General features: G+C 40.9%; 21 protein-coding genes. 13 read left to right on the forward strand and 8 right to left on the reverse strand.

Annotated features, from left to right (window positions below; all coding sequences use genetic code 11):
- The first annotated feature begins 943 nt into the window (after window positions 1–943).
- Window positions 944–2,965 (forward strand): S9 family peptidase, encoded by a 2,022-nt coding sequence (locus tag AC3KZC_RS19940; protein WP_490580449.1) that lies wholly within the window; start codon window positions 944–946, stop codon window positions 2,963–2,965.
- A 262-nt stretch (window positions 2,966–3,227) separates the two neighbouring features.
- Window positions 3,228–3,731, forward strand: coding sequence for a DinB family protein (locus AC3KZC_RS19945; protein ID WP_490580450.1), 504 nt, complete (start codon window positions 3,228–3,230; stop codon window positions 3,729–3,731).
- A gap of 545 nt (window positions 3,732–4,276) precedes the next feature.
- Here AC3KZC_RS19945 and AC3KZC_RS19950 read toward each other — a convergent pair.
- The 3 genes from AC3KZC_RS19950 to AC3KZC_RS19960 all read right to left on the reverse strand — a co-directional run bounded on the left by AC3KZC_RS19950 (window position 4,277) and on the right by AC3KZC_RS19960 (window position 5,942).
- Window positions 4,277–4,486 (reverse strand): cold-shock protein, encoded by a 210-nt coding sequence (locus AC3KZC_RS19950; RefSeq protein WP_009836427.1) that lies wholly within the window; start codon window positions 4,484–4,486, stop codon window positions 4,277–4,279.
- A gap of 210 nt (window positions 4,487–4,696) precedes the next feature.
- Window positions 4,697–4,906, reverse strand: a complete 210-nt coding sequence (locus AC3KZC_RS19955; protein ID WP_009836427.1) for a cold-shock protein — start codon at window positions 4,904–4,906, stop codon at window positions 4,697–4,699.
- A gap of 388 nt (window positions 4,907–5,294) precedes the next feature.
- The gene (locus tag AC3KZC_RS19960; protein ID WP_490577118.1) at window positions 5,295–5,942 is read right to left on the reverse strand and encodes a DsbA family oxidoreductase; all 648 of its coding nucleotides are present in this window, start codon (window positions 5,940–5,942) and stop codon (window positions 5,295–5,297) included.
- A 192-nt stretch (window positions 5,943–6,134) separates the two neighbouring features.
- Here AC3KZC_RS19960 and AC3KZC_RS19965 point away from each other — a divergent pair, with 192 nt between their 5' ends.
- Both AC3KZC_RS19965 and AC3KZC_RS19970 read left to right on the forward strand, forming a co-directional pair.
- Complete coding sequence (locus AC3KZC_RS19965; RefSeq protein ID WP_490577119.1) at window positions 6,135–6,794, forward strand: hypothetical protein; 660 nt, start codon at window positions 6,135–6,137, stop codon at window positions 6,792–6,794.
- 211 nt (window positions 6,795–7,005) lie between these two features.
- Window positions 7,006–9,081: a GSCFA domain-containing protein gene (locus AC3KZC_RS19970; protein ID WP_490577120.1), complete on the forward strand. Its 2,076-nt coding sequence runs from the start codon at window positions 7,006–7,008 to the stop codon at window positions 9,079–9,081.
- 107 nt (window positions 9,082–9,188) lie between these two features.
- Here AC3KZC_RS19970 and AC3KZC_RS19975 read toward each other — a convergent pair whose 3' ends face one another.
- Entirely contained in the window at window positions 9,189–9,728 is a 540-nt protein-coding gene (locus tag AC3KZC_RS19975) for a CIA30 family protein (protein WP_490577121.1), read from the reverse strand.
- Window positions 9,729–9,925: 197 nt separating this feature from the next.
- A complete protein-coding gene (locus AC3KZC_RS19980; protein WP_490577122.1) occupies window positions 9,926–10,417 on the reverse strand; it encodes a MarR family winged helix-turn-helix transcriptional regulator in 492 nt (163 codons plus the stop codon).
- 528 nt (window positions 10,418–10,945) lie between these two features.
- Between AC3KZC_RS19980 and proB the strand changes: the two genes are divergently transcribed.
- Both proB and AC3KZC_RS19990 read left to right on the forward strand, forming a co-directional pair.
- Window positions 10,946–12,049, forward strand: a complete 1,104-nt coding sequence (proB, locus tag AC3KZC_RS19985) for a glutamate 5-kinase (RefSeq protein WP_490577123.1) — start codon at window positions 10,946–10,948, stop codon at window positions 12,047–12,049.
- Window positions 12,046–13,293 carry a glutamate-5-semialdehyde dehydrogenase gene (locus AC3KZC_RS19990; protein WP_490577124.1) on the forward strand — a complete coding sequence of 416 codons (1,248 nt, stop codon included), beginning with the start codon at window positions 12,046–12,048 and terminating at the stop codon, window positions 13,291–13,293. Before proB ends, AC3KZC_RS19990 begins: the two co-directional genes overlap by 4 nt.
- Window positions 13,294–13,633: 340 nt before the next feature.
- Here AC3KZC_RS19990 and AC3KZC_RS19995 read toward each other — a convergent pair whose 3' ends face one another.
- Window positions 13,634–13,855 carry a hypothetical protein gene (locus AC3KZC_RS19995; RefSeq protein WP_490577125.1) on the reverse strand — a complete coding sequence of 74 codons (222 nt, stop codon included), beginning with the start codon at window positions 13,853–13,855 and terminating at the stop codon, window positions 13,634–13,636.
- 133 nt (window positions 13,856–13,988) lie between these two features.
- On the reverse strand, window positions 13,989–14,567 hold the full coding sequence (locus AC3KZC_RS20000) for a YceB family lipoprotein (protein WP_490577126.1): 579 nt from the start codon (window positions 14,565–14,567) through the stop codon (window positions 13,989–13,991).
- Window positions 14,568–14,794: 227 nt separating this feature from the next.
- Between AC3KZC_RS20000 and AC3KZC_RS20005 the strand changes: the two genes are divergently transcribed.
- The 5 genes from AC3KZC_RS20005 to AC3KZC_RS20025 all read left to right on the forward strand — a co-directional run bounded on the left by AC3KZC_RS20005 (window position 14,795) and on the right by AC3KZC_RS20025 (window position 19,364).
- Entirely contained in the window at window positions 14,795–15,241 is a 447-nt protein-coding gene (locus tag AC3KZC_RS20005) for an SRPBCC family protein (protein WP_490577127.1), read from the forward strand.
- Window positions 15,242–15,462: 221 nt separating this feature from the next.
- The gene (locus tag AC3KZC_RS20010; protein WP_490577128.1) at window positions 15,463–17,052 is read left to right on the forward strand and encodes a Na/Pi cotransporter family protein; all 1,590 of its coding nucleotides are present in this window, start codon (window positions 15,463–15,465) and stop codon (window positions 17,050–17,052) included.
- Between the two features lie 84 nt (window positions 17,053–17,136).
- The gene (locus AC3KZC_RS20015) at window positions 17,137–17,526 is read left to right on the forward strand and encodes an MbcA/ParS/Xre antitoxin family protein (RefSeq protein ID WP_490577129.1); all 390 of its coding nucleotides are present in this window, start codon (window positions 17,137–17,139) and stop codon (window positions 17,524–17,526) included.
- Window positions 17,510–18,193, forward strand: coding sequence for an RES family NAD+ phosphorylase (locus AC3KZC_RS20020; RefSeq protein WP_490577130.1), 684 nt, complete (start codon window positions 17,510–17,512; stop codon window positions 18,191–18,193). Before AC3KZC_RS20015 ends, AC3KZC_RS20020 begins: the two co-directional genes overlap by 17 nt.
- Before the next feature lie 82 nt (window positions 18,194–18,275).
- Complete coding sequence (locus AC3KZC_RS20025; RefSeq protein WP_490577131.1) at window positions 18,276–19,364, forward strand: MBL fold metallo-hydrolase; 1,089 nt, start codon at window positions 18,276–18,278, stop codon at window positions 19,362–19,364.
- A 76-nt stretch (window positions 19,365–19,440) separates the two neighbouring features.
- On the opposite strand, the gene AC3KZC_RS20030 is transcribed toward AC3KZC_RS20025, so the two are convergent.
- Window positions 19,441–21,765: a TonB-dependent receptor domain-containing protein gene (locus AC3KZC_RS20030; RefSeq protein WP_490577132.1), complete on the reverse strand. Its 2,325-nt coding sequence runs from the start codon at window positions 21,763–21,765 to the stop codon at window positions 19,441–19,443.
- A 390-nt stretch (window positions 21,766–22,155) separates the two neighbouring features.
- Between AC3KZC_RS20030 and AC3KZC_RS20035 the strand changes: the two genes are divergently transcribed.
- Window positions 22,156–23,241 carry an SGNH/GDSL hydrolase family protein gene (locus AC3KZC_RS20035; protein WP_490577133.1) on the forward strand — a complete coding sequence of 362 codons (1,086 nt, stop codon included), beginning with the start codon at window positions 22,156–22,158 and terminating at the stop codon, window positions 23,239–23,241.
- Window positions 23,242–23,868: 627 nt separating this feature from the next.
- Window positions 23,869–25,644, forward strand: coding sequence for an SLC13 family permease (locus tag AC3KZC_RS20040; RefSeq protein ID WP_490577134.1), 1,776 nt, complete (start codon window positions 23,869–23,871; stop codon window positions 25,642–25,644).
- Window positions 25,645–26,669: the final 1,025 nt, after the last annotated feature.

Raw genomic sequence — 26,669 nt, forward strand, 5'->3', positions numbered from 1 at the left:
TCAAATGCATTAGCTAATGCCTTAAATGCGCTTAGAATTGATTACAGGAGCTCGTTTTTTAGTTAAATTTGGCTGTTGGAGTTTTCCTACAGTCTCGTTAGCTGTACTAGGTGAAATTTGAACCCATATTTTGAAATCAGTTTAAAACCCAGCATTGATTACTTCTTGTGGGGACGGAAAATACGTGACACCCACAAACATCTCATTGATATCATTTTTTTACTGCATTAAAAACATTTGGCCTCAGAAATAATTGAGGCTTTTTATTTGCCGCTGATCTCTGTTTTGTCGCGATAAATCACGACCTACCACTAGCGTTTTTGTCTCAAAATGCATTTCAATCGGTTGAGCTATTCGCGGTTATAACCACACATGTTTTAACCTCTGTGTAGCGCAGCGCCTCGGTGCGCTCGGTGGTGAAATATGTTTTATCCCACAATTACACCGGAATTACCCACAAAAACCACGTGTTGTCGCGATAAATCACGACCTACCATTCGCGTTTTTGTCTCAAAATGCATTTCAATCGGTTGAGCTATTCGCGGTTATAACCACACATGTTTTAACCTCTGTGTAGCGCAGCGCCTCGGTGAGCTCGGTGGTGAAGTATGTTTTATCCCACAATTACAGCGGAATTACCCACCAAAACCACGTGTTGTCGCGATAAATCACACGACCTACCATTCGCGTTTTTGTCTCAAAATGCGTTTCAATCGGTTGAGCTATTCGCGGTTATAACCACACATGTTTTAACCTCGGTGAAGCGCAGCGCCTCGTTGCGCTCGCTGGTGCAATTTTTTCCACTAGGTGATTAAAATTTAGCAACCTTTTGAATAACCTGTCATTCCTCTCTTTAAGTTGTACGTTTATCGCCAAACAGGTGACGAACACCATTTAGTGGTCAACAATCAAACTCTACTTTTATTTTTGATTCGGAAACCTTATGTCAATCAACCTCAAACGGACGTTAGTTGCCTGCTTGTGCTTCCCAACTGTCGCCCTCGCAAACAGCCTATTTTCTGCCAATGATATTTTTTCGCTTGAATATGCCTCAGACGTGCAACTATCACCGTCTGGTCAACACGTCGTTTATATTCGTAATAGCAACGACGTAATGAAAGACAGCACCCGCCGCAACTTGTGGTTGGTCGATACAAAAACCGGTGTGCAATCACCGTTGTTTTCTGATGAAAACCAATATATGAGCCCGCGCTGGTCACCTGATGGTTCAAAGGTGGCATTTTTAAGCAATGCATCGGGCAGTACGCAAATTCATGTGCATTATTTAACAGAAAATCGTACTGCGTTGTTATCGCAATTAGAAGCTGGCATCAGCGGGTTAACGTGGTCGCCCGATGGTAAATGGCTTGCTTTTAGCCAGTTAGTGGCAGAAAAACCAGCTGTAATTGCAAAAATGCCCGCTAAACCAAAAGGCGCAAAATGGTCTGAGCCTGCCATTGTTATTGATAAAGCGTATTATCAAGCCGATGGTCAAGGGCTTGTAAAACCAGGTTATCGACATGTGTTTGTGATCCCAAGTGAAGGCGGCACAGCACGCCAGCTCACTTCAGGCAATTATCATCACAGTGGCAAACTGACTTGGCACAGCGACTCAAACGCGCTGGTATTTTCAGCCAATCGATTCGACGACTGGGAATACAAGCGCCTTGAAAGCGACTTATTTGAAATCGATTTTGATGGCAAACTCACGCAGTTAACCGACGCCCCGGGCAGCGAACATTCGCCTGAGTTTTCTAAAGATGGCAAACAACTGGCCTATTTGACTGCATCGAATGAACTTAACCCATACCGTAACCACAAGCTGGCCATCATGGCGTGGTCGAGTAAAGAATCAAAACTCATTGCCGCCGATTTTGACCGCTCTATTGCAGATCCAACATGGGTTTCAAGCAATACATTGGCCATCAGTTACGATGACTTTGGCAAACGTAAACTTGCGACCATCACCACCAAAGGTAAAATTACCGATTTAACTGATACGTTGTCGGGCACAACGCTTGGGCGCCCTTATATCAGCGGTGAATTTAGCGCCAATTATTCGGGTAACATTGCTTTTACTCATGGCACAGCGCTTCGCCCGTCAGATGTTGCAGTGGCCACAACCAGCGGTAAAGTGAAACAACTCACTCACCTTAATGATGATTTACTCGATCATAAAACCCTTGGCCAAGTACATGAAATTAACTATCAATCGTCGTTTGATGGCGAAACAATTCAAGGTTGGTATATCACGCCACCTAACTTCGATCCCAACAAAAAATATCCTTTATTGTTAGAAATTCATGGGGGTCCACATTTAGCGTATGGCCCACATTTTTCTGCTGAGTTACAACGATATGCAGCCGAAGGTTACGTGGTATTTTACGATAACCATCGCGGTAGCAGCTCATACGGCGAGCGTTTTGCGATGCTATTGAAGTACAAGTACAGCTCTAAAGAAGATTTTGCCGACCACAATTCAGGCATCGATGCGATAATAGCAAAAGGCTTTATCGACGAGAAAAACCTCTTTATTGCCGGCGGTTCGGCAGGCGGTATTGCAACTGCGTATGCAATCGGCTTAACAGACCGATTTAACGCTGCGGTGGTCGTAAAACCGGTTATTAACTGGTTGAGTAAAGTACTTACGGCTGACAGCGGTTTAACGCAAATTCCAACCCAATTCCCTGGTATGCCGTGGGAACATGTTGAGCACTACTGGCAGCGCTCACCGCTTTCATTGGTGGGTAATGTAACAACCCCGACCATGCTGATGACGGGTGAAGAAGATAAGCGTACACCAATGGCTGAAACTGAACAGTTTTATCAAGCGCTTAAACTACGTAAAATAGACGCCGTATTGGTTAAAATTCCAGGCGCACCGCACGGTATTGCAGGAAGACCCTCTCGGATGATCAGCAAAATTGAACATTCGATTGCATGGTTTGAGAAATACAAGAAATAGCCACTTCATCTGCAACAGGCCACCATATCTTAGGTGGCCTTTTCGTTTAAAAGCAAAAATTGAAACCAACGCCTGCATCTTCACACATTTGGCTTTGCACTTTAAAACACCTCGCAAAGCTGCGTAAGTGCTTGAATGATTGAAAGTGCTTATAATTCACGTTAACCTCAGCACATGAGGTCTTTGTTTTTACCTTTTACTTACAAAAGTAAAAGCCTCAGCCTGCAAAGTATTTAGCATTTTAAAAATGAAAGGAGACAACATGTTGTTTGTTAGAGCATTTCAATATAAAAAATGGGCTAATGCAGAATTGCTTCAATTAGGAGAGCAACAGTATTCAAAATTAGCACAAAGGGATGCTACTTTTTTCGTTCGGATTTTAAATCATACCACTGTTGTTGATAGCTTATTCATCAGCCGAATTTTAGGTGAGCAAGAAAAGTACAGCAATGACAATACTAAAGAAACACCTTCAATATCGGACTTACGCCAGACGATGCAAGATCATGACTCATGGCTTGTTAATTTTACGCAATCCATCACCCAAGAAGAACTCAAACGAAATATAATGTTTCAGTTCGTTGATGGTGATTTTGGGCAATTAAGCGTTGAAGAGATTTTGCTGCACTTATTGACCCATAGCAGTAATCATCGTGGAATGGCTGCAAGAGTCTTAGCTGAAAATGGACTTGAACGCCCCAAAGACACATTTACCCGTTACCTTCATAGAGCAGAACCAACCAGAAGAGAACCTTCGGGGATTTAATATATAAATTACGAAAACTAAGCAACCTCAAATATCTCATTGAAGTAAACATAGTTATTGTATTTTAAGCATGAAAAATCAGAAATATTGGCGGCTTTTTTATCTGCAACAACCAAGTCTTTGTCGCGATAAATCACGACCTACAAATAGATATTTATTTTAAAAGATTAATTTGGCCATGCTAGGGCTGGGGTTGTAAGGTATTTTTATCTCAGTGAAGCGCAGCGCCTCGGGGTACTCGGTGGTGAAGCTTTTTGATCGCACAAAAACCACACATCCATAATCTGCTATGTAAATGGCCAGAATAAATAAACACTTAAAAGAACACGCTGTTAGGCTGAAGCTGACTTAACACATCTAAAAATAGAGGAAAAAATCACTTGTTTTGTGAGTTAAAACATGAGGCATAAAGTAAGTTATTTTAATTAAACCATGAAATTGAATGATTTAATGTCGTAGCAAATTGGGGGTGATGCGATACCTCACTCATCATAGGCAGATGAGTGAGCGATTAACCTGTTTGATAACAGGTTAATTAAAGCAAGTTAGATACACACGATGTTATCAGCTTGCGGGCCTTTTTGGCCTTGCGATACAGTAAACTGTACACGTTGACCTTCAGCTAAGGTTTTAAAACCATCACCTGAAATAGCACTAAAATGTGCAAATACGTCTGGACCTGACGCTTGTTCAATAAAACCAAAACCTTTTGCTTCGTTGAACCATTTAACTGAACCAGTAGTTGTTGTAGACATAATCGATATCCTAAAAAAAATAATAAAAGTGCGCCTGAGTTAGGCAATTGAGCTGGAAAAATGAATATTTAGCTGAGGATAACGCGATGGATTATTACTAATAACAACGTGGTACGTACAAATAAACAGAACTTCTTTCAAACTTTATACCTAAGTGCTTAGTAGCACTTAGGTAGTGTGTAACAGGTGATAACACCTATCACATAAAACTTAGATGCAAACGATGTTATCAGCTTGCGGGCCTTTTTGGCCTTGCGATACAGTAAACTGTACACGTTGACCTTCAGCTAAGGTTTTAAAACCATCACCTGAAATAGCACTAAAATGTGCAAATACGTCTGGGCCTGACGCTTGTTCAATAAAACCAAAACCTTTTGCTTCGTTGAACCATTTAACTGAACCAGTAGTTGTTGTAGACATAATCGATATCCTAAAAATAATAAAAGTGCGCCTAAATAAGGCAATTGAGCCGGGAAAAACAACTATTTAACTGAGGATAACGCGAAGGATTATTACTAAAACAACGTGGTACTTACAAATAAACAAGGCTTGCTATCAGCCGACGAGCGCAATGTAACAGCAAGCTCATCACTACAGCAAGCTTTATTTATAAATATGCGAAAATAAATTTTTAACGTGATGCTCGGCTAGGTAACATTTAGTAAAACGTGCTTAAAAACAACGCTACACCACATATAAAAAAGTAAACCATTGATTTAAATAAAAATAATTAAACTATTAGTTTTAATTATTTTTATTTACTTTTTGATTCATCTAAAGAGCACTCTAGCGGTTAAGCGCAAAGCTCTTAGGCTTCTTGCTCACTGATTTGTTTTAAGGCTTGCACAAAAGCATCTCTTGGTTGGCCGCCAGTCAGTGCATATTGTTCATTGATGATAAACGTGGGCACCGAGGCAACGCCCATTTGTTGCAGCGCATGCTGCTCGCTGCGCACCTGCTGAAAAAACTCACCGCCGGCTAAAATTGCTTTGGCACGCTCTGTATCAAGGCCAACACTTGCGATGACATCAAGTAAGGTTTCTTGCTGGTTTAAATATAGGCCATCGGTAAAATGGGCTTTAAACATCGCTAATTTCAGCTCGGTTTGTTTGCCCTCGGTGGCCGCCCAAGTGAGTAATCGGTGGCAATCTAAACTGTTGATCATGATACGTTTGCCACTAAAATTAAAGTCAAAACCAGCACGTTCGCCCATTTCTAAAATACGGTTACGATTTTCAACGCCTTGCGCTTCGCTAAGACCATATTTTTGCGCTAAATGCTCGGCTAAATCTTGCCCTTCAATTGGCATGTTGGGGTTCAGTTCAAAGGGTTTCCAACTAATTTCAGCGTCAATTTCACCCGCTAATTGGCCAAGGGCAGCTTCTAAATTTTTATATCCGATGATGCACCACGGGCACATAATGTCTGACACGATTTCAATTTTGAGCTTTTTCATGGTTTACACTTTATCAATCAGGTTAGATGATTGGATATGCAGGCGATGACTGTAAATATCAAGTAAGGCTTTTATTTGATATCGAAAAAATGAATATCGTTAAACCCACTATTTTTACATGTTGTATTTAAAGTTCGTTTAACGCTTGCCAATGTTATAGTACTGATAAAATTAATAAATACGGTGCCAAATATGGAACATTCCTTTTATTCACTTTCGAGTGCGAAGCAACGTATGTTTGTATTAAAGCTCGCTGCCCTGTTTATTTTGCTCAATATCGTGCTTGCTGTACTGCTGAACTTTTGTGGCTTGTTATTTTTAAGCTTCTTTGTTTTTGCGATTTCGCTATCGGTGTTTGCGCCCTTTGTCGATGTGCCAAGTGGGGTAAAAAATGGGAGCTTGCGCTATTACTCACCCCTACTGATTGGCGAGAAAATCAAAAATAATCGTTTAGTACTCCATAGCGGCAGCTTGTTTGATTACTATTTTACCCTCGATTTTAATCAGACAGCGCAAGAGCGAAAAAAACAGGTGTTGAGTGCCCTTATTGACGGCTTATTAACTCTGATTGCTGAGCATGAGCATGACAAACCAACAACAATTCGAATTCATGCTACCAGTTATATTTTAAATCCCCGTACGGCTAAAAAACTTGGTTTACATGTTTGCCAAACTGATGTTATTCAGCAATTAATTTTGTATTTTAATTTCGTGAATTTAACCTGTGCACTGTCATTATTAACGGGTCGTCTGACGTTTCCAAATATAAAGAAAATCTACAGTTTTGAAGGCGAACTTAGCGCACTTATAGCCAATAAAGCTTATTTGCAACGCTTACACGCACGCCTTTAATTGCTTCACTTTATGCGGCTTAGCCTATAAAAAGACGCATTTAAAAAAACGTTTATACCCGCAGCTCTTTGCCTAAAAACCATTTAAAAATGGACTATTTCTTGCTTAGATTAGTTTTTATGTTTTTTGTGCCAATAAATTGTACAAATCAGCGCAAAAATAGAATCACTCTCATAATCAAACAAGCAGCATTAAATAGTAGGGGAATTAAATGGACTTTATGCACATTGATGATTTAACTGAAATAACACTCAAAAATGGTAACACTATCAGCTTAAGGGCGAAAAAATACCTCTACGATGATTATCACTTTGAACACAAATTAAGCTTAGGCATAGTGTACAGTGTGGCCAAAAAATTATACTCAGGTAGCACGCAAGCATTGCCTGATGAACCTTCGGTTATACAAGGGCTTGATCAACATCAACTTGAAGCAACAACCCCTTTGTTAGTCAAGGATGCTGACAATCAAACAATATCACTGCAAACACTTGAAAGTTTATTACAGCCTGCGTTAGTTAACTGTATTGAGGCCCATTTTGGCAGTCGTTTTTTTGTTGCGGGTTTTAGGTATATCAGCCAACAAAGTGCCCAAGACCAATTATGGGGTAATCAATCTTTACCGCAAAATTCGCTCAATTTGTATTTAAAGATCCCACACCCAAGCAGTAAAAATAACCACGAAAAAAACCGCACAACGCTCAGTTTTTTAGCTCGCGATAATGTCAACATATTAAAATATTATGGCTATTTGTTCGACAACGACATTAATAACAAAGTTGACGATATTACTGAGGTGCTCAATTACTTAAATCAAAAGCCGAGTATTACCGAGCTTGAACTACCATTTGGTGAGCTGATTGCGCTTAATATTCATGATGCGTGCATTAAATTTTCGCTCAATCCGTCCGATACTATTTTGTGCTTATCGCTAATGCCCTCTCCTATTTCATGGCATGAAATATACCAACTGTGTAAACCACCGATAAATCAGATTTTGGTTAATGGACTGTATGATTATGTCGCAAGCCAATACCCGCACCTCATTCACCAGCCTGAGGTATGCTTAATTGATAAAACCAACGCCATTCATACCGCAGAGCAATTAGAGTTTGAGTTACACGAAATTTTCTCTGACTCAAAAGTAATCAGTTATTTAGCGAAAAATTTATCAACTTTACTCGACAAAGATCAGATCCCTGATCAATTTCACTTTCTGGGGTTTATCGATGATTTATTGAAGCTAGAAATCAACAATACGCAGTTTCAAAGCTCAATTTACCAAGCATTATGGGAGTTGGCGCAATTTAAAGAAGCCAGTCTAGCATCGACTCAAAAATATCGTATCGACAATACTAAAATATTTTGGCCCAACCCAGGCCATGCAAAATACCCCAGAGAGATTTATGGTATTTTACCCTTCGTTAAAGCACATAAATTTATCACCCCAACCACGGCGGTTGGCAGTGCAGGCAGCTGTTTTGCGGTCGAAATCGCCAAATATTTTCAAAAAAATAGTTTTAACTATGTAGTTACTGAAAGGATCCCTCAAGAATATACCGGCGTGATGTATGATATTTTTTCAGCGTTTGATCCGTTTTCAGCCTATTCGGCGCAATATGGTATTTTGTTTAATACCCCAAGCTTTACCCAATTAGCCCAAAAAGCATTTAACCAGCGGCCTTTCAAAAAGCGCTTAATTTGGAACCCTGAACTTAACCGCTTGTACGATCCTTATCGCGAAGGTGTTGATTTTAGCTCTCCTCAAGCCTTTTTTAATGACTACCCAAAACATGTTGAGGCAGTGCGTCAGGCCTTTTTACAAAGTGAGGTATTTATTATCACGTTAGGCTTAAATGAGGCCTGGCAATTTAGAGATGGTACTTTTGCCTCGCGCAATCCAAAAGCTAACTCGCATCATTTATTGCAACATAGGGTGTTAACGGTGGCTGAAAATGTCGCATATCTCAAAACCTTTTATGACATTTTGAAAGAATATAATCCAACGATTAAACTAATCGTCAGCGTATCACCTGTGCCATTTTTAGCCACTGGTCGCGGCGAAACCCACCATGTTATTTCAGCCAATACTCATTCAAAAGCAGTGCTTCGGGTTGCAGCTGAAGAGTTTACATCGACCCACCCTGATACCTATTATTTTCCGAGTTATGAAATGGTGACAGAGTGCATAAAAGATCCGTGGCAAAGTGACTTGCGCCACGTCACACCACAAGCCGTCAGCCAAGTAATGAATTTATTTGAACAGATGTTTGTGGTGGGTAAATAACCCTTTGCACTGAGTTGATCATTCAATACAGCATTAAGATGATCAACTCACTTTAAAGTAAATAGCTGCCTCGCAGTTTTATTATCTAAAACTTTAGTGATTTACTTTTAGGCTTCTTGAATAAGCGATAGTTGATTTATCGCCAAGTTAAATTCACCCGCTTGTTTGGCGCTAATTAAAAAGCCCAGCGATCTTACATCCGAAAACTGTAATTGATAACTTGACTCAATGGTGCGGCCACGAAATTGCAACGTAAAATCGCTTGGTGAAAGGATGAAAGTCTGTTGTTGATTGGCTTTTGTTTGAAATTGGTACACAAATGCGGGGCCGTCTAGGTATTTATCAACTCGCAAACGCAGTTGATACAATTTACCGTCGCCAATTACTGACAATTGCATTTTGTTTGGTGCACTGCTTTTCATCGAATATAGCGCGCGCACCGAGGCAAAACCACCGTTGTTAGCAAGGCTCAACTGGCCGCTAAACAATAACGTTTTATTATCAATCAAACTGAGTGTGCTTTGTGAAATGCCTCCCATCACGGTATCGTTCACCACACCCCATTCAAGCTGTGTTAAATCAACGGCAGATGTCGGTAAAGTGGCGAGTAATAATCCGCAGCAAAAGGCAACGTTAGGTGTGGTCATAAACTAAGCTCCGATTTTATATATTTTAAATACGAAGCTAATCTTAATTTAGACTGATATAAACGCAGTTTTTAGCTCACATTTTAGCTCACATTTTAGCTCACATTTTAGCTCACAAAAATGCACCTTAAGGCATCACATCTCAGCACACCAAACTAATGTGAACACGCTTACCCTTAATGCTGATTGTTTGTACTCTAACTATTTTCGCTTGTAGTTTGCTTTTGTAGTTGCCCCACTTCGAGGACTGGCGATGCATCAAGGTTCTCTGCATTCATCATGCTTACGATCCGCTGCATCGTCGCCAACATTTGTGACTGCTCCCACTCTTGCATGGATTCAAATCGGGCAATAAAGTGCTCTTGCAGTGCTGTCGGTGAATCTTTAATAATATCAACACCTTTACTTGTTAAAGAGATCCCTACTTTACGTTTATCTGTGGTTGAACGCTCTCTAATAACTAATTCTCTTGCTTCGAGACGATCTAAAATACTGGTAATGGTGGCTGAACTGAGATTAATTTGTTCAGCAATTTCTTTTACCATCACGCCATCTTGCTGTGAGATAGCTTGTAATACCAACAATTGAGGGCTTGTAAGGCCTGTTTCTTTACTTAGCTTTTTTGAATATAAATCAATGGCACGGATCACTTGTCTTATTGATACTAAAAGCTCTTGGTACTGTTTCATAACACAACTCAATACAACTCAAATTAATTCAATTCTAACAAAAATAGATTAGATTATAAAAATAAATATTTAAGCGTTTAAAAACAACACCTTAAAAATGAAAAATTTAAAAAGGTTGAATTGCAACCAATTTAAGGGCAATATAATAGGTAGAACACTAATTATTAGTAGTGAATCAAGTTTGACGTTAAAACTGAAAGTGATGATACACTAAAAGTAATATTCAACTGTTTCATATAGGTTTTTATATGAAATAACTTAATCACTCTGGCAATAGCCCACGCGATTATTAAATTGAATACAATCTAAAACAGGAATGAAATGAACCTTCTTAAATGTAGTATGGCTGTGCAATCTATCACTACGCTTTACAAAACCCTGATGGGGCACCATGCACCTCAGTCTCATCAGCAATCCCATCTTACTTCTCTTAATATTTGCTGGTTATCACTCAGACAAGCGCAGTTAGCAGGCGTAGTCACAGCAAAAAATTCTCATTTTTCACTGATAATTAAATAAAGAGGACGTATGTCAATTACACAAAAGCAACGTTTAGTTATTAAAGTTGGCAGTGCGCTTATTGCACCAACGGACAGGGGCTGCAGTGAAAAATACCTAAAAAATATTGCTGATTTTATCCACCACTTTCGCCAGCAAGGCCAACAAGTCATTTTAGTGTCGTCAGGATCAGTAGCGGCCGGCCGCTATTTATTTGATGACAAACAACCCAACCCAGCACTTAAAAAAGCCATGGCTGCAGCGGGCCAAACCGCAATGATGGCTATGTGGGATAAGCTGCTTGGTTTGCCTGTTGCGCAAATTTTATTAACGCATGCCGATTTATGTAACCGTGAACGCTACATCAGTATCAAAGACACCATAGAGTCACTGCTCGATAGTGGGATCATGCCAATAGTCAACGAAAACGATACAGTCACCTCAGAAGAGCTCAAAGTAGGCGATAATGATAATTTAGCCGCCATGACAGCAGCTGCTGTTGATGCTGATGCCTTGTTGATCTGTACCGATGTAGATGGGCTTTATGATAAAAACCCTCATAAATACAGTGATGCTCAATTACTCAAGAAAGTAGACCATATTACGCCTGAAATTTTTTCAATGGCAGGCGGTGCTGTCAGCACCACTGGCACAGGGGGTATGCAAACCAAAATTGAGGCGGCACAAAAAGCAGCAGCACAAGGGATAGATACGTACATCATTAATGGTTTTAAAGCTCAGTCGTTCCATTATTTACTTGAAGGCCAAAATCCAGGCACACATTTTGTCGCTTGCCAAAGCCCGCTTTCACCAAGTCAACACTGGATGACACACACCACCAAAGAATGTGGCGAACTCATTATTGATGAAAGTAAAAACCATTTTAGCCCTGAGTCACCGGTCATCACCAGTGATGACATTCTTGAGGTGAAGGGTGAATTCTCGGTAGGGGATACCATTTTACTGAGAAGTGATGATGGTACACGCATGGCAAAGGCCACTACAAACTTTAGTAGCTGTTTACTTAACTATGTAAAACAGCAACCTACCACACCTAAGATCGTGGGTACTGCACACCCACAACATAATTCTATTATTTCAGAAAAACATTTTGCGCTATTGGAGAACGTATGAACCTCATTACTCAGTTATCACAGCAAGCGGCTCAAGCGGCTCGTACGTTATTAACCTTAAAAGAAGAAACAAAAAATACAATTTTACGCGAGATGGCCTCTCAATTACGCGCCAACTCAGCGGCTATTTTGGCGGCCAATCATGACGATTTAAATCAAGCAAAAGAAGATAATCTTCCCGATGCCATGCTCGATCGCTTACTGCTTAACGAAGCACGGATAGAAGCTATGGCTCATGGCATTGAAACAGTCGCCAGTTTACCCGACCCTGTGGGGCAACTGCGTGATTTAGGCACGCAACCGAATGGCTTAAAAATAAGTAAAATGCGGATGCCCCTGGGCGTAATTTGCATGATTTTTGAAGCGCGCCCGAATGTGACAGCTGATGCAGCAGCACTGTGTTTTAAATCGGGTAACGCCGTTATTTTACGTGGTGGTAAAGAAGCGCTCAATTCAAGTAAAGCCATTGCAAAAGTATTGCAAAGTGTATTGCGCTCTTTTGATTTACCCGAAGCACTCGTTACTGTCGTACCTACTGCGGAGCGTGCTTTATTGATGGATTTAATGCAACAACGCGATCACATCGACGTGATTATTCCCCGTGGTGGCGAAGGCTTAATAAACTTTGTTACTGATAACAGTAAAATACCGGTGATTCAGCACTTTAAAGGCGTGTGTCACTTATACATTGATAAAGAAGCTGATTTAGAAAAAGCACTTAACCTACTTCTTAATGGTAAAACTCAGCGTACCGGTGTCTGCAATGCGTTAGAAGGCCTAATTGTACATCGCGATATTATGGCGCAATTTTTACCTTTGGTATCGTATGCCTTTAAAATGCATAAAGTAAAAATAAATGCCTGTAAAACCGCGTTTGCTTTTTTTGAAGACGCGACGTTACTTGGCGATGATCAATTTGGTGAAGAGTATTTAGACCTAGAAATAGCCATAAAAGTGGTCGATAACATGTCACAAGCCTTAGATCATATTCATCAATTTGGCAGTAACCATACCGAAGTGATCTGCACCGAAGACCCCATGCGCGCTGCATTATTTCAACGTTTAGTTGATGCCTCTGTCGTAATGATTAACGCCTCATCACGCTTTTCAGATGGTAGCGAGTTAGGCTTAGGCGCTGAAATCGGCATTGCCACCACAAAACTGCACGCTTATGGGCCTATGGGGCTTGAATCACTGACCACCGAAAAATATTTAGTCTCGGGTAATGGCCAAGTGCGTGCTTAATACCAATCGTAATAAATAACTGATCACCCTAGCTTGTTAAAACACTCGATAACTTCGTTAGATTTTTTGATTGTAGAATAACTACTTATCGAAAAAATATGCCTTGTTCTCAAGCGTTTTTCCTACGCTATTTTTGATCACTTACTTATCGTGATTGGTATTACTAATGTTGTGTTAGATGCTTAAAATATCTAAGCTCAAACCAAAACGGTCGTTAAAGTAAGTTTACTTTAACGACCGTTTTAATTTTAAACTGTTAAAAAGCGACTCTTTAGTCGTGCGTAACATCAATACGAGATAAAAATCGGTTTCAGGCAGTGATCATAATGTTGAATGATGATTAGCTTGCACGGCCAAAAGCTGCTTTTGCCCTACTGATAATCCTTGCTCTAACCTCGGGCTTTAAACCAAATGCAATTAAACTTGATGACAACAGTAGAATAAACAAAATACTTTTAGCTATTTTAAGGCCTGTAAACGCCACTAATACAAGCAACATGACCACATAGGCAAGCCCTACTAGCCCTAAAAATAAACACAGTCCTTTAAAATCATTATTCATCTTTTATTCTTCGCTGCTTGAACCTGATATTAAAGTAACAAAATTATAACAAAACACCAATGAATGATCGTAAACAAATGTGTATGAACATATCGACCCCCTCAACCAAAGCGTAAAGATACGCGACAAAGTACTAGTTTAATTTAGGCGTAAGCTCTATCGCTCCGCTTTTAATCCGTAAATTTAATGGCATTGCCATTAATAAACGCTCAGTCGGATTAGCCTCATTTAAGCGATACACCGGATTATTAGCTAAAAAGTCATTGAGCATACTCTGAAAACGCTGATCGATAGGCTTTAAATTTCCTTTATAGCCCGGTGCGCTAATCGAGGAGTTTAAAATTTGCAATGAATTAAGATACACACTGTGATCTTGGCTGCGATATTCAGGTGAAGCTTCAAGTGCGGTGTTAAGCGTTACCGGATAATTTAAACCAAACACACTCACAGCCGCTTGCGCTTTGATGGCTATATTTAAAACATCTCGCCCTTCAGGGCCAATAATAAAATCGGCTTGCTGCACCGATAACGTGACCGGTAACCCCATGATGTGCTCATTACGAGTCAATTGTGCCAATTGCCCAGCCACTTGGCTGTTGAGTTTGGCTTCACTCACTTGGTATAAAGGCACTGAATTTAAACTGCTACACGCACTTAAATACGCCATACACCCTAAAGCAACAATCGTTTTTCCCATTTTTACTAACGACATATGCGCCTCTTGTATTAACAATTTTTCGTTGAATTCATCATAGCCGCCAATCTACCGTGCTTCTTTAGTAATACTCAAGCCTTTACGTGCTGATTTTAAGAAAGTAAATGGCTTACAGTGTTTAAAACTCCTATCAGGCTAAAAATTAACCACTCTTAGTGTGCTCTGCTATAACTGAAAAGTCACATTACAAAAACCCTACTAATTATCTTAACAGAGGAGTTTTTATGCCCACATCCACCATTGAGCTGCATCGCGTCCTGCGCGCGCCTGTAAGCCGTGTTTATCGTGCTTTTTTAGATGGACCTGCATTATGCAAATGGTTACCACCAAACGGATTTACATGCAGTGTTGAACATATCAATGCCACCGAAGGCGGCACTTTTTCACTGAACTTTCATAACTTTGCCACAGGCGAAGCACACTCTTTTGGTGGAACTTATTTAGAGCTCATTGCCGATCAGCGTATTCGTTATACCGACCAATTTGATGATCCTAATTTAAGCGGTGAAGTACTCGTCACCATTACCTTCAAAAAATTAATATCAGGAACTGATGTCACCATTGTACAAGCAGGCATTCCTGAAGTGATTTTAACCGAAGCTTGCTATTTAGCTTGGCAAGAATCCTTGCAGTTATTGGCTCAATTAGTTGAAACCAATATTACTCATTAAACTCACAACTGGATAATATATCTCTTATCCAGCGCTGCGACTTTCACAGCATCGTTTTGGCTTTCATCGTGCTTTTTAGCCTGTTCACTTTCCCTTAGTTAACACTTCATTGATCAATATCATGTGTAATACTTCTATGATTTCAATAACGTTTATTAAAATGGTAAATTATAAGTTGCGTATTTACGCGCACTTTTTCCGTTAACAAGACAAGGATCATTATGCTGCAACTGCTTGGCGCCTTAGGATTATTTTTACTTGGTATGTGGTTACTCACTGAAGGGCTAAAGCTTGCGGGAGGTAAAGCGCTTGAGCATTTACTTGGCACGTGGACCAAAAGCCGATCACGAGGTTTTGCTGCAGGAGTGCTTGTGACCGCATTAGTGCAATCGTCCAGTGCCGTTACCGTTGCCACTATCGGCTTCGTTAATGCCAGTTTAATGACTTTTCGCCAATCTGTTTGGGTTATTTTTGGTAGCAATGTCGGCACCACACTCACCGCATGGCTCGTCACCTTATTTGGTTTTACCGTTAAACTCGATGCCTATACATTTGCTTTAATTGGTATCGGGGCATTTTTAAAAGTTTTTGGTTGGAGTGATCGCGCACGCTCTTTTGGTATGGCGCTCGCTGGTTTTGGCTTACTCTTTATGGGTATTGGTGCGCTGCAACAAACCTTTTCATCACTTACGGGCCAAATTGACTTAGCGGCGTTTAGCGCATGGATTGGTAATGCTTATATTGCAGGTTTGCTATTAGGTACTTTGCTCACCGTATTAACTCAGTCATCCAGTGCGGCCTTGGCGCTGATTTTAACGGCAGTTGCCACTCAATTGGCCAGTTTAGAACTTGCAGCCGCCGCAGTGATTGGTGCCAACATTGGCACCACCTCTACCGCTTTATTAGCTACATTAGGGGCGACTGCAAACGCAAAACGCCTCGCATTTGCACATGTATTGTTTAACTGCGTCACCGCGGTAGTAGCTTTATTGCTTATCAGTCCATTATTATTGGGCATTTCATGGCTTGAACACACCTTAAACTTTACTTCAGCAGCAACCTTAACAGTCACTATTTTTCATAGTGTTTTTAATTTGTTAGGTGTCATGTTAATGCTGCCGCTAGAGCCTCGTATGTCAGCGTATTTGCTACGATGCTTTAATCAAAAGCGAACAGGGACAACCAGTCAGCTTGATAACAATATTAGCCAAATCCCTGATTTAGCAACGCGCGCCGCACAAACCGAATTAAAACAACTCTACGCACAGGTGCTCAGCATTGATTTACAAAGCTTGGTACAGCCACAGCAAAAACCGGCGGCGATGGCTCAAATTGAACAAGGACTCAATCAATTAAACCTGTTTGTACAAAACTGCGCGCAGCAACAATTAACTGAACAACATGCCCATAGCTTCACGCAAGTACTGATTGCAAGTCATTACTTACATAATGCAAATAATGCACTAAAACAAATTTCGAGCCTTGATTTAGCAAGTACACAGCACGATGCATCACCCCGTTTAGCCCTGACACAATGGTTAAAGCAAGCCCACTATGTATGCCAAACTGCTGATCAACAATCTTGGCAAGAGGCACTGGCTGATTATCAGCATTTAAAAATGGCGATATTATCTAACGCGTTACAGCAAGGTTTGCCTGAAGTAGATAACTTATTGCAGTGTGCAAGTTTAGCAAAACGTTTTACTGAACAAATGCTGCAATTAAATACCTTTGAGCAACTCGACTCCCCCTTAAGTGAAAATAATAGCAATACAGTGTCAGCCGATGAACTGGAATCGACACCACAATAAAAACACCAAATATAAAGCAAAATTTGAATTTACTTTATATGGAGAGTAACATTACATTATTAAGGCAAGGTGTTGAGGCATAACATGTCAACAAATACAGCGCAGGTATTAGATACCCATCCCGAAAAAACAGCACAGGTCGCACTCAGCGTGTTTTTTAACATCATGAATGCATGGCATGTGAAAGGAAAAGATCAAATTACCTTACTTGGCAAACCTGCCGAATCAACCTTTTACAACTGGAAAAAAGGCAAAGTATCGGCATTATCCTACGATACCCTTGAACGTATTTCTTACATTATGGGGATTTATAAAGCGCTTGGGATTTTGTTTCCAACTCGCGCTCAAGCCGATGCGTGGCCACATAAACCCAACCAAGCCTTTAATGGCCAAACCGCCCTTGAATTTATGCTCAAGGGTAGCTTAATCCAACTGAGTGATTTAAGAAGGTATCTTGATGCTCAACGAGGTTAATAGTTGTTTACCAGACTGGGAAAATGTCTATCGCCTTGTTCCGAGTCACTTTCCGCCTATTGATTTATTTGAAAATGTTGCCGATCCACAAGATTTAGAGATAGTCTTTGCTATTGAATCACTGACCAACGATAGGCTGCGCGAACAAGCAGGTTGCCTTGCTTTAGTACCCAGTGAGGAGCGAATTTGTGGGGTTGGCTCAACGCCGGTGATGGCGGCATTTACTCATATTGGCATTGCAACACGCTTTACCGATGGCCGCGAATATGGCGTATATTACGGTGCAAAAGAGCTCAATACCGCCTTTAGTGAAACCATTTATCACCGCGAAAAATTTTTAGCAGCCACCGCAGAGCCCGATATCGAACTCACCATGCGCTGCTATATCAATAAAGTAGCACTGCCGCTGCATGATATTCGAGCAGATACTTATGCACATTTGCATCAAGATGATTACTCTGCGCCCCAGCAATTTGCTAAACAGCTACGCAGCCTTGGCAGCAATGGCTTAATTTATAACAGTGTTAGAGAACAAGGCGGGCAATGCATTGCAGCCTTTAAACCCAAAGCGGTGACCATTCCCATTCAAGCCGGCCATTATAAATACGTGTGGAATGGTAAAAAACAACAGATTGAACATGTGCTTGCAGTCAGTATAGTGAAATAATCTCTTTAGATTTTGCTACTGAAATCTTCTGTTAAACGGGTTACTATCGCTTTAGCGTTAATTTTGACCACCTGAAAACTCAATGAAACACTCTATTCAAATCCTATTAGTTGGCAGTATCACCCTGCTCACTGGCTGCAGTACAGCCAATCATATAAACCAAATTATTCAACCACAAAGTAAAGTATTTAAAGGGGATGATGGCCGCTATGTAAACCAATACAGCGGTGAAAAAACCTATCCGCTCACCTGCACAGAAAACTGTTATCAGCCTCACCCTCAATTGCAATGTAAAACAGACCAACCCGCCGAGCAATGCCAATATATTGGCCCAAGGCCAACGCTTGCCCTTAACAGTGGTTTTAAAATCAAATGGCTTGGCCATGCCAGTTTTCAAGTGACCACTGACAATGGCCAGCAATTTTTGTTTGACCCTGTTACAGCACAATTTGATTGGCCGGTTGATTTAGCCTTTCGACTTAATAGCGGCTTTTATCGTAATTTACCTACACAATTAAGTAAGCAAGAACTCACTCATGCCAATGCAATTATGTACTCACACGTTCACTACGATCATTTTAATAAGCGAGACATTGCTGACATCGGGACCAATACGCCTTTTTATGTGCCACTGGGTTTAGCCGATCATTTTCCAAAAGGCGGTTATCAGATTAATGAAATGGCGTGGTACAGCAAGCAGCAAGTGGGTGATACCACAATCCATAGCGTGCCTGCCCATCATTTTAGTAATCGAATTTGGGTGCCTTTTTTATATGAAGATTGGGCTAAAGCCTCTTGGAATGGCTGGGTTATAGAATCAAAAGGTAAAAAGCTCTTTTTTGCCGGTGATACCGGTTATTCGGCGCATTTTGCCGATATTAAACAACAACTAGGCGACATAGATATCTGTTTATTACCGATTGCTTCTTACCATCATCCTGAGGATGCAAAATGGTATCGCTATGTGCACATGACTCCTGAAGACGCCCTAACAGCCGCCCAAGACTTAGGCTGTAAAGTGATGATCCCGTGGGGTTATGGTAACGCCAGTTGGAAAATGGGCGACATCAGTTCACATTCGGCATTAGTACGTTTATTAAATATGTATGATCAAATGGGTTCATCCACGCCCCTTGTTGTACTCAATGAAGGTGATGCTGTTACGTTGTAATAAACCAAAAGTCATAAAAAAGCCCGCATGATCTGCAATCACGCGGGCTTTGGGATAAACAATTTTTTACTTTTGCTTAAAAATTGTAACTGAGCGACACCCAGTAACTACGTGCTTTTTGCGTTGTATTGTAATCAGACGTACATTCATATTCGTCTTGTGACGCTGCTAACAAACACGTTCTGCTTGATAAGTCATCATCTAAGATATTGTTAATACGTGCATTAATTGCAAGATTCTCATTAATCTTATAACTCGCTGCTAAATGGTATAAATCATACGCCTTGTAATATAACTTTTGTGTTTCTGGCCCTTGAGGGCCTGCGACATTAGCAGTACCACGAAACCGATCACTACGAATTTCAGCCAACAAAGACACACTCAGTTGATCGATTGGTTGCCATGCCAGCGTCACGTTATACATATTTTTTGGTGTGTTCACTAACGGCAAACCGCTGTCACGCCCGCTTTTCACTTCACTGTCGGTATAAGTAAAATTACCGCTAAGCGCTAAGGTTTCAATAAATTGATAACGCGCTGATACTTCTACACCACGAGTTTGAGATTCATCCACATTGGCTGCTTGAGTAAAACTGGTGCTGCCAACGCCCGCCCAACCTTTACCGATTTCAACACAGGGAGTATTAGCGGCTGCAACTTCACAGTTTGGTAAATTGTCTTGGTTAATAATTTTGTCTTTAAAATCATTATAAAACACGGTGATATTACCGCTTAATGCCTCGCTGCCATTAAAATAAGCGGCAACTTCATAATTGACGCTAGTTTCAGGTTGTAAGTCTGGCGTGCCAACAAACGGCCTAGTACCTTGACCACCAAAACCAGTAATACCAGGGAATAACTGATTAGGCTCTGGTGTTTTATACCCTGTGCTCACTCCGCCTTTTAACGTCCATTCATTGCTTGGCGCATACGCCAAATAAGCACGCGGGCTAACTTGTGAGCCAAAAATATTATGGTGATCATAACGGGCACCAAACGTTGCTGTTAACTCGCGACTTAATTCCCAATTATCTTCAGCAAAAATAGCGCTTTGGCGATGATCTTGCGTGGTCCCTGAGCGAAAGCCATCACCATACATACCAAATACGCCATCTTCCATCGAAGCATCAAAATATTGGGCGCCTACCACAAAATAGTGGTTATCGATATTTGATTCGAGTTTGGTATTTAAGATTACATTTTCGATTTTTAAGGTACGCACTGGACGTGGCAAAAATTGCGCTTCAAGTTGTTGATAAATAGCATCGGTTAATTTAGGTTTACTGGTGCCTTGCTCGGCCACTGCGTTATCCCAAATAGCCTGAACACCTAAACGCTCTTGCACATTAAGGGGTAAAGAACGGCCAAAATTTTCACTGCGGCTTTGGGTTAAGCTGCTTGAAAGCGTACCAAAGTCATAACGACCCACATGGGCAAATACAAATTGCTCGCGCTCAACACGTTGATAAGGCGTATAACCTACACGTGGTTGCACAATCCCTTTACTCACTCGCCATAAACTAACAGGGCTATCTAAAGTACCTGTTTGACCCTGCGTATTGTCGTAGCGCTGTTTAGCAATGTCATACTCAAACGCAAAGTCATTTTTACTATCAAATTGATAGTTAAGACTTAAACCAGCATTCCAGTTATGGGCGGCCACAATTTTTTTATCGCCAAAACTGCCATCATCGACCCACATTGAGCCATTCGGTAGCGGTAAGCTGTCACTATACGTCGGTGCACTTTCAGCGCGGTCGTAAAAACTACCACGCACGCCATACGTCAGCCCTTCAACTCCACTTGGGCCGGTTAGGTATAAATCAATTTTATTATCGTTACCATATTGGCTGTCTTCTTGCACATTACTGCTCAATGTCATGCTACCATGCGTGCTATCCATGTTTTTACGGGTAATAATGTTGATCACCCCACCAATAGCATCTGCACCGTATAAGGTCGACATTGGGCCACGCACCACTTCAATACGTTCAATCGCTTCCAGCGGTGGCATATACATAAATTGGCTATTACCAAAATTGTTTGGCCCAATATTACCGACATCACTTTGACGGCGGCCATCAATCAATACCAAGGTATAATTGGCCGGTAAACCACGCATAGTAATGCTGATATTACCGTTTTTATCTTGCCCAGCACCAACATCAATGCCCTCAATATCACGTAGTGCATCAGCCAAACTAGTAAACGGTTTATTTTGTAAATCTGCACGGCTTACCACCGACACACTGGCTGGAGCGTCTATTAATTTTTGTTCGTAACCAGATGCAGTCACCACCATGACTTCCATATTTTGCGCGCCATCATCCTCAGCAAAAACAGAACCGGATGAGAGTAATACACTGATAATTGAGGCTAAATAAAGCGGGCGAGGTTTCATGGTACTTCCTTAAAAAGCAATTAAATACATTCATTGATATCGAAGTTGCGCATAATAACCATTATCATTTGCATGTGCAATTGCATTTATGACAATAAAAATGGCGTATCAGATAAAAATAACGCAATGGCACGACCCCCGATTAAAAACCCCATAAAAAGCATGTTGAGAAACTGCCTGATTTAGAGCATGTGATTTATCGCCACATAACGCGGCATTAGCGGTCGTTGTGAAGTAAAAAAGTATTATTGCGCCACCAAGAAAACAAAAAGCACGACACTGAGGTTAAAAATGGAGCTGTGTTTTCACAATTATTTATTTCAGCTTGGCGTATAGATGTGGCATGATTTTGATTTAATATTAAACACTTAGAAGATTAAAAGGATTGTTATGAAGTGCATTATCTTTAGCTTAACGCTCGGCGCATCGCTTTTTGTTAATGCCTGTTTCGCAGCTAATTTACAGCAACTGCCAGCACATTTAGGCGGGCGCGCCCTCATCACCCAAGATGCAAATGGCAATACGCAGTACACTTATTCTTGGCCTGCAATTTACTTTGAAACTGCCTTTAAAACCTTAATAACAGGCGATGTACTGACCCTAAAATTCGATGACGATAACAATTATTTTCAGCTCATTATCGATAATGAAACACCGATATTAATTAAAAAACCGGGACAATTGGCGTATCAAGTACACAACCTCAAAGCAGGTAATCATACAATTAGGCTTGAAAAAATAACCGAAACCCAAACCAATACCGGTCGTTTTTTGGGCTTTTATCGCGATAAAAACACCCAAGCATTAGCAATGCCCAAAAGAAAACGCAGCATTGAATTTATTGGTGACTCCTTTACAGTTGGTTATGGCAACACTTCAAAAACTCGAGTGTGTACCGATGACGAGGTATTTGCCACTACTCACTCACAGCTGGCCTTTGGCCCACTTGTAGCCAAGCACTTTAATGCAGACTACCAAATTAATGCTTCTTCTGGTTTTGGCATGGTACGCAATTACAACGGCCATTCACCACATAAAAACCTGTTTAGCCTTTACCCATTTACGCAGCTCAACAGTCATGATCTTTACGCCAGTGATTGGCAACCACACATTGTGGTGATTGGCTTAGGCACTAACGATTTTTCAACCGACCTTAATGAAACCGAACGCTGGAAAACACGCACTGCGCTTCAACAAGATTACATCAATCACTATGTGCATTTTGTTAAGTCACTGCACAATGCCCATCCAAATACCCATTTTATTTTAATGGCGTCAGATCAATTAGCAGGTGAAATTGCAACGCAAGTCACCAAGGTGGTCGCGACCCTCAAAACCGATGGGATGCACAATGTCGACTCAATCATTTTCAGCGAGTTAGACTATCAAGGTTGCCACTTTCATCCCTCAGCCAAAGATAATGCCCAACTTGCAGATACCATTATCAACCATATACAAACCAAAGATATTTGGTAAAAATAAAACTAAGCACTGAGTTATACCAATCACGATAAGTAAGTGATCAAAAATAGCGTAGGAAAAACACTTGAGAACAAAACAGGTTTTTTCGATAAGTAGTTATTCTACAACCAAAAAATCTAACGAAGTTATCGAGTGTTTTAACAAGCTAGGGTGATCAGTTATTTATTAACCTGAGCTTTGGTTAAGAGATTTACTAACGTATTGATATTGAATTGGTAGATGTTTTTTCAAGTCTGTAGCCGGTAACGTTTAAGGATAACAAGGCGAATTTACGCGTCAATAGCTGCCCTATTGTAAGTAAATTCAACGCCGTTAGTGTTGAAAGTAGCCGCTGGAGATAAATTTATTATCCAGAGCTCAGGTTTATTACGATTGGTATTAAGCTGTATTTTAAAATAAACGGCCTGATGTGATGCGCTCTTTAGCCTCACATTAACGTGCCATTTCACGCCAACATACCTTTAACCAACCATCATAATTAAATCAAACCAACGCCTAGCGTTCGGGGGCTATTCTTGTTATTTGCTATTCTTATTTAGAATATACTTGCAGCAAAATAGCCATTCAAAGTTATAAAAAAAGGAATATTATGTCGGCACTAAACTCGATGAGATCCAACAAATGAGCATTGATGGCTGGCTAACTCTAGGCCTTACCTTTCTGGTGTTATTTACCTTAATCATAACCAAACTCAGCCCACATTTAGTAATGATGGCCGCACTAACCATACTAAGTGTGTGCGGTGTGCTCTCTGCCCCCGAAGCGTTAGCCGGATTTAGCAATGCAGGTTTAATTACCGTTGCCGCCATGTTTGTTGTCGCTGCCGGTATTCATGCCTCTGGCGGTATTGCTTTACTGGTAAATAAAGCATTAGGAACCCCCAAAACCGAGCGCCAAGCACTGTTAAAAATTTTTCTACCCGTGGTTACCTTGAGCGCTTTTTTAAATAACACACCTGTTGTTGCAACTTTAATCCCTGCGCTGAATGTATGGGCGAAAAAAATCAATATTCCAGCCTCAAAGCTAATGATCCCCCTAAGCTACACCGCGATCTTAGGCGGCACGATTACCCTCATAGGAACCAGCACTAACTTAGTGGTTAATGGTCAATATCAAACACTCACGGGCACCGCTGGTTTTGGCTTGTTCGACATCACCCTGATTGGTTTACCTGTTGCTATTGCAGGTTTAGCAGCCATGTATTGGTTTGGGCCAAAGCTATTACCGCATCACACCAGCCCAACCGTATTTGCTAACATTCGTGAATTCACCCTAGAAGTGATGGTGAAAGAAAATGGCCCCTTAGTTGGAAAGTCGATTGCCGCAGCAGGCCTTCGTAATTTAAAGCGTATTTATCTGATTGAAATTGAACGTAATGACACAGTGTTAAGTGCCGTCTCGCCCGAAGAAATTTTACGCAGCAATGACCGCTTAGTATTTGCTGGCGCAACCGAAGCAATCACCGACTTGTTAAATATCAATGGTCTTGTAGCTCCCGATAATTTAGATAGTGAGTCGTCACTGCAAGATAATCAATCGGCAAGACGCTTAGTAGAAGCGGTGATTTCGCCCCATTGTGAAGCCATTGGCAGCACCATCCGCGATGCACAATTTCGTAACCGATACGGCGCTGTGGTACTGGCCGCTGCGCGTAATGGTGAGCGTTTAACTGGCAACTTAGGTGGCATTACCCTGCAAGCGGGTGACACAGTATTGCTAGAAGCTCGCCCTGCGTTTGTGAGCCGCCAAAAATACAATAAAGACTTCTTGTTAATTAACGAGCTAGATCACGAACACCCCAACCATGATAAAGCTAAACTGGCATGGGGAATTTTACTGTCCGCCATCACTGCGGCGACCTTTGGTTGGCTAGATATGCTTAATGCGGCGTTACTTGCCGCAGGCGCGATGCTTGCTACGGGGTGTTTAAGTGTTAAACAGGCTGAACGCAGTTTAGATCTCAATGTGCTGATCACCATTGCCGCCTCTTTTGCGCTGGGCGCGGCACTGCAAAAAACCGGTGTGTCGAGCTTTTTAGCAGAAAACATCGTCAGCATGAGTGCGGGCAATGCTGTCTTACTGCTGATCTTAATTTATATCACCTTGTCAGTGTTAACCGAGATCATCACCAACAATGCCGCGGCCTTATTAATGCTGCCACTGACCCTTGATATCACCGAAAAAGCCGCGTTAAACCCCGAGCCTTTTGTGCTGGCCATCATGATGGCGGCGTCTGCCAGTTTCGCCACGCCACTCGGTTATCAAACCAACTTAATGGTAATGGGACCGGGCAATTATAAGTTCAGTGATTTTATTAAAGTGGGCCTACCGATGAACATTTTCATTGGCACTATCACGCTGTTTTTACTGGCAACATTTTGGCCTTTACAGGCTTAATATCCGTTTAGGTTAAAAAAGCCCTGCATACACAGGCAGCGATGCAGGGCTTGTTTAGAAAAAGAAATAAGTAGCAACAAAAATAATAAGAAACCACCTGCCAATACCCGTTGAGAATAAAGAAACTACTCGCGATCTGATTTAAGCGGTGCAAGTAAATAAAACAAAATTAAGCATACCCAACTGATAAATATACTGGCAACAATCCACGCTAACTTCTCGTTTTTTGACACATTTTTCGATCTGGATATTAAAATAATAGGTATAAGCCAAAGAAGAATAAGCGGTAGCCAAGCCGTTATAAAATCTGATAAATGCATATTAATATTTCTCCATAACCACATAACGAGCTGTAAAACTACTCAAATAAATCTCATTTAAATCAACGCACAGACGATAACTTAGTCCCTATTTTATCTCAATCTTTTTTGTTAATAGCCGATTAAAAATAAAGCAAAAGTTCATTGCTTTTACAGGAATTAAAATCAGGCTTTAAAGGACTCAGGATACAAATAAGTACATTTCACCACGAGGAAAAAAAGTGATAAAGTTAAAAGGGCGGGCATAGAGAGGCTCTGTCTTTTTCATTTTAATGTTAACTATATTGGTAAAAAACCTATCACGCTGTAACAAAAAGCCAATCAGCATCCGTCAATACGCTCTATGATTGGGCTTTTTTGTCTAGATCTAATAATTGAAATATTATACCAATCACGATAAGTAAGTGATCAAAAATAGCGTAGAAAAACGCTTGAGAACAAGGCAGATTTTTTCGATAAGTCGTTATTCTACAATAAAAAAATCTAACGAAGTTATCGAGTGTTTTAACAAGCTAGGGTGATCAGTTACTTATTACGATTGGTATTAGCCCCAAGAGCGGTATATCGTGTTGCTAAAATGCCCGTATCAATAGCCATAGCTAATATAGGGGCTTTCATAAGCAGGCATGCCTGTGCAATAACGTTTATTAATTGCATCTAAACACGTTATCAATTCAGGTTTATCGGTGGTGCTTGCAAAAGGTC

The sequence above is a fragment of the Pseudoalteromonas sp. J2K-J031 genome, from assembly GCF_058197095.2.